General features: G+C 54.8%; 4 protein-coding genes. All 4 read left to right on the top strand.

Annotated features, from left to right (window positions below; translation table 11 throughout):
* Positions 1 to 703 (top strand): recombinase family protein (locus OKB77_RS23760; RefSeq protein ID WP_443111802.1); only part of this gene is annotated, 703 nt, incomplete at its 5' end.
* A 787-nt stretch (positions 704 to 1490) separates the two neighbouring features.
* Entirely contained in the window at positions 1491 to 3956 is a 2466-nt protein-coding gene (hsdR, locus tag OKB77_RS23755; RefSeq protein WP_270818695.1) for an EcoAI/FtnUII family type I restriction enzme subunit R, read from the top strand.
* A 120-nt stretch (positions 3957 to 4076) separates the two neighbouring features.
* Positions 4077 to 5564, top strand: a complete 1488-nt coding sequence (locus OKB77_RS23750; RefSeq protein WP_270818692.1) for an N-6 DNA methylase — start codon at positions 4077 to 4079, stop codon at positions 5562 to 5564.
* Positions 5564 to 5784: hypothetical protein (locus OKB77_RS23745; RefSeq protein WP_270818689.1), on the top strand; the 221-nt coding region annotated here is incomplete at its 3' end. The genes OKB77_RS23750 and OKB77_RS23745, both read left to right, overlap by 1 nt.

Here is a 5784-nt window from a genome sequence, read left to right as displayed (position 1 = left end):
ATTGAACTGTCAGGAGCTGGCTGCACAACAGCCATTACGCCCAATCAACTGGTGCAGTCGTCTTCTGAAAATGACATCAATGTTCATACGGGCGTATTTACGTGCATCGACTGTGGAACAGGATGCTGAGCGAGCACGAGAGCTGCTGATAGGTTTTGCTGCTGAGCATGGCCATCAGATTGCCAGTTTCTATGTAGAGAATGAGTCGGGGGCAACGCTGGACAGGCCTGAGCTTATGAGGCTGATCCGTGACGCTGCAGATCGTGACATTGTGCTGGTAGAGCAGATTGATCGTCTGGCCCGTCTCAATCAGACGGATTGGCAAACACTGAAGCAATTGCTGGCACAGAAACAGCTCTCCATCGTTTCTCCGGAGCTTCCGACTTCCTGGGTAGCGTTACAGGGGGACAGCCGCTCCGAGTTCACCAGCGCCATCTTACAGGCTGTAAATGGAATGCTGCTTGATATGCTGGCAGCGGTTGCTCGCAAGGATTATGAAGATCGCCGTCGCAGGCAACAGCAGGGTATTGCCAAGGCCAGGGATGAGGGGAAATATCGCGGTCGCCAGAAAGATGAAAAGAAGCGTGAGCACATCGCACAGTTGTTGAGCTCCGGACACAGCTACTCGGTGATTCAGGAAATGTTGGGCTGCTCCCGCTATCTGATTTCGTGCGTGGCCAAAGAGGTCCGTTCAGCAAAATAGCGGGTCATTTATCCGAGGCATCCATGCGACGCTTCTCGATATACAGCCACGCAGCAAAGGCGCCAAACCCTATCAGGAATGAAAACAGGAGGATCAGGATGACGATGCTGTTCATGGTGATGGCCTCAGGTGTAGCGGATAAAGGATGCAATCAGGTGATCGTGTGACCAAGCTCCATATCACCATGGACTCCGCTCAGGAAAAAATCAACAACGCACTGAAAGTATTGAAGTTTGTTCGCTAGTAACAAACATGATTGCGTGGAATCACGCAGGATGTGGAGCCATGGAATGAACACTGTCATTCCCAACCAATTCCCGTCCAGTTTCTTTCCACATAACTATCTATCTGGAAAAGTGGTGCGAATTTTCCACATAGTGGAATGCCTGTTCAGAACGAGTTATGTGGAATCCTGATCGAAGAATTCCTATCTATCTGGAAATTTCGTGCTGTTTTTCTCTCTGGAATATTGGTCATCTTGCTTTGAAGGGATGATGGACTCTGGTGTGCTGAAATATGGGGGGCGGATTCCTATCTATCTGGAATTTTGGCCTTTGCGTTCAGCGAGAGCTAAACCGGCTGCCTGGCGATGGGGTTAACTCAAGCGATGCCCTTCAAAAAGCATTCAGCGCAACATGGTGATGCCATTACCAGACGTTTCCTTGACCAGAAGGCTCTCCATCAAGAGCAGCTCTCCTTGTTGCTTTATGAGTCTGAAGTCAACAAAACCCGGCTGATTTTATGAGAGAATCTTGAGCAATATTGTCCCCCGACCGGAAGAATGCTCATGGCCGAGATCAACAAAGCAACCCTCACCGAAGCCGACATCATCTCTAAATACCTGCTGCCTGCCATCAAGGCGGCGGGATGGGATGACCTGACCCAGGTTCGTCAAGAGGTGAAGCTGCGGGATGGCAAGGTGGTGGTGCGCGGCCAGATGGCGGCACGCAAAAAGGTCAAATCGGCCGATATCGTGCTCTATCACAAGATGGGCTTGCCACTGGCGGTGATCGAGGCCAAAGCCAACAAGCATGAGATTGGCAAGGGGATGCAACAGGGGCTCGATTATGCCCGTCTGCTGGATGTGCCGTTCACGTTTGCCAGCAATGGTGATGGCTTTGTATTTCATGACAAGACCAATCCGGCCAAGCTGGAATCCGAGATCGCGCTGGAGGACTTCCCCAGCCCCGGCCAGCTTTGGGACAAACTCTGCACCTGGAAGGGCTACACCTTGGCTCAGCTGCCTGTCATCAGCCAGGACTACTACTCCGATGGCAGCGGCAAATCTCCCCGCTACTACCAGCTGCAGGCTATCAACAAGACCGTAGAAACCATATCGAAAGGCGAGGATCGGGTATTGCTGGTGATGGCCACCGGCACCGGCAAGACCTACACCGCATTCCAGATCATCTGGCGTTTGTGGAAGGCGGGCGCCAAGAAGCGCATCCTGTTTCTGGCCGATCGCAACATTCTGGTAGATCAAACCAAGATCAATGATTTTCAGCCCTTTGGCTCGGCCATGACCAAGGTCACCGGACGCACGATCGATCCTGCCTATGAGATCCACCTTGCCCTCTATCAGGCGCTCACCGGGCCGGAAGAGTCACAGAAAGCCTTCAAGCAGGTCTCCCCTGATTTCTTCGACCTGATCGTGGTGGATGAGTGCCATCGGGGCAGTGCCGCTGAAGACAGCGCCTGGCGCGAGATCCTCGAATACTTCTCATCGGCTACCCAGATTGGTCTCACCGCCACGCCCAAAGAGACCGAGACCGTCTCCAGTACCGATTACTTCGGTGACCCTGTTTATACCTACTCCCTCAAAGAGGGAATCGAAGATGGCTTTCTTGCCCCCTACAAGGTGGTGCGGGTCGATATCGATGTCGATCTGCAGGGGTGGCGTCCCACCAAAGGGCAGATGGACAAACAGGGCAACCTGATTGAAGACCGTATTTATAACCAGAAGGATTTTGACCGCACCCTGGTGATCGATGAGCGTACCCTGCTGGTGGCCGAAACCATCACCAACTACCTCAAGAAAACCGACCCGATGGCCAAGACCATCGTGTTCTGCAACGACATCGATCATGCCGACCGGATGCGACGGGCGCTGGCGAACCTTAACCCCGAGCAGATGCTGAAAGATGATCGGTATGTGATGAAAATCACCGGCGATGATGACCTTGGCAAAGCCCAGCTCGACAACTTCATCAACCCGAAAAAGCCCTATCCGGTCATCGCTACTACCTCCGAGTTGATGACCACCGGCGTCGATGCCAAAACCTGCAAGTTGGTGGTGCTGGACCAAAACATCCAGTCCATGACCAAGTTCAAACAGATCATCGGCCGTGGCACCCGTATCGACGACAAGTACGGCAAGCTCTGGTTCACCATTCTCGACTTCAAGAAGGCCACCGAGCTGTTTGCCGATCCCCGTTTCGACGGTGAGCCGGAGCGCGTCATGGTGGTCAAACCGGCAGACATCAACAATCCGGATGAAGGTTTGGGCGATATCATCGATGGCGCCAATCCACTGCCTGCCGATGAACCCGGCGACCATGGCGATCCGTTTGCTCCCGGAGTCGATGAACAACCCGGCAGCTACACAACCGGTAGTGATGGTGGCCAGAGTAGCGCTGGGGGCCAGAGCACAGGCCCGCTGGGTGGCCCCGAGCCCGGGGTCAGCAAGTATTATGTCAACGGCGTGGCGGTCAGCGTTATCGCCGAGCGGGTGCAGTATTACGATGCCGATGGCAAGTTGGTGACCGAATCCTTCAAGGACTACACCAAAAAGACCCTGCTCAAAGAGTTTGCCACCCTCGATGCGTTCACCAAACGCTGGCAAGCCGCCGAACGCAAGCAAGCCATTATGGATGAATTGGCTCAGGCGGGCGTGCTGTGGGAGGTGTTGGAGCAGGAAGTGGGTAAGGAGCTCGACCCGTTCGACCTTATCTGCCATGTGGTATACGATCAGCCGCCACTGACCCGCCGCGAGCGTGCCAACAACGTCAAAAAGCGCAACTACTTCACCAAGTACAACGACACCGCCCAGCAGGTGCTTACCAGCCTGCTCGACAAGTATGCCGATCAGGGGGTGACCGAGATTGAGACCAAGGATGCGCTAAAAGTCGCCCCCTTTACCGAGTTGGGGCGCCCGCTGGAGTTGGCCAAGAAGGGGTTTGGTGGCCCCAAACAGTTCGAGCAAGCCATCACCGAACTGGAACAAGAAATTTACCGTGAGCAGCAGAGCGCCTGACGACCTGACTGCTTCTGAACTACCATGCGGCCATTCCAATGATGGCCGCTTGTTTTATCGATACTCCTGACGTATTCGCCCCTGTATTCGTCACCATTTTTGTAAAAAGCAGAGAATCCCATGTCATCCATCAGTTCAGTCATCAAATCCATTCAGGACATCATGCGCAAGGACGCCGGTATCGACGGCGATGCCCAGCGTCTCGGCCAGCTCTCCTGGCTGCTGTTTTTGAAAGTGTTCGACGCCCAGGAAGAGGAGCTGGAGTTTGAGCAGGATAACTACCGCTGCCCCATCCCCGAGCGTTTCCTGTGGCGCAATTGGGCGGCCGATAGTGAAGGGCTGACCGGCGATGCCCTGCTCGATTTCGTCAACAATGACCTGTTCGACAGTCTGAAAAACCAGCCTGCCAATATCGATCTCAACCCCCGTGGCTATGTGGTGAAAGAGGCGTTCAGCGATGCCTTCAACTACATGAAGAACGGCACCCTGCTCAAGCAGGTGATCAACAAGCTCAACGAGATCGACTTTACCGACAGCAGCGAGCGCCACCTGTTTGGCGATATCTACGAGCAGATCCTGCGCGACCTGCAAAGCGCCGGTAACGCGGGCGAGTTCTACACCCCACGCGCCGTCACCCGCTTTATGGTGAACCGCATAGACCCCAAACTAGGCGAGCGGATCATGGACCCGGCCTGCGGTACCGGCGGCTTTCTTGCTTGCGCCTTCGATCATGTCAAAGAGCACTATGTCGAGACCTCAGCCGACCATCAGACCCTGCAGCAGCAGATCCTGGGGGTCGAGAAGAAGCAGCTGCCGCACCTCCTTTGCACCACCAATATGCTGCTGCACGGCATCGAGGTCCCGGTGCAAATTCGCCACGGCAACACCCTCGACAAACCGCTGTCGAGCTGGGATAGCGATATCGATGTGATCCTCACCAACCCGCCCTTTGGTGGCACCGAAGAGGATGGCATCGAGCAAAACTTCCCCGCCGATCTGCGCACCCGCGAGACCGCAGACCTGTTCCTGCAGCTGATCATCGAAGTGCTGAAAAAGGGCGGTCGTGCCGCCGTGGTGCTGCCCGATGGCACCCTGTTTGGCGAAGGGGTCAAAACCAAGATCAAGCAATTGCTCACCAGCGAGTGCAACCTGCACACCATAGTGCGACTGCCCAACGGCGTGTTTGCTCCCTATACCGGTATCAAGACCAATATCCTCTTCTTCACCAAGGGCCAGCCCACCAAGGATGTCTGGTTCTACGAGCACCCCTATCCGGCTGGGGTGAAGAGCTACAGCAAGACCAAGCCGATGAAGTTCGAGGAGTTTGAAGCTGAAATCGCCTGGTGGGGGGATGAGGCTGACGGCTTTGCTGCCCGGGTTGAGAACGAACAAGCCTGGAAGGTCAGCATCGACACCATTATCGAGCGTAACTTTAACCTCGATATTAAAAACCCCCATGTCGGTGAGCAGATAAGCCATGACCCCGACGAGCTGCTGGCGCGCTATGCCACAGAGCAGGCCGGGATCCAGACCCTGCGTGACCAGCTAAAAGTCATTCTGGGCGACGCTTTGGGCAAAGGTGCGGCCAAGCAAGGAGGGCAGGCATAATGGCGATCGAGAATCTGATTATCGACCACCTGGATCTCTGGACTGCGGCAGTGCGCCCCAAAAGCAGTGCCGGGCGCGGCAGCAACAGCAAGCTGGAACTCACCGGCATCAAAAAGCTGCGAGAGCTGATCCTGGAGTTGGCTGCAGGGCGGGATTATACTTTTTGCGAGCAATTCGCATCTGTCGTCACGCCAAAAAACATCTCCATTCGAAAATCATC

It is taken from the genome of Aeromonas sp. Y318-3 (assembly GCF_027706185.1).
Taxonomy (GTDB): domain Bacteria; phylum Pseudomonadota; class Gammaproteobacteria; order Enterobacterales; family Aeromonadaceae; genus Aeromonas; species Aeromonas veronii.
Note: the sequence above shows the minus strand (reverse complement) of the source record. Positions and strands in the feature narration are given on the sequence as shown.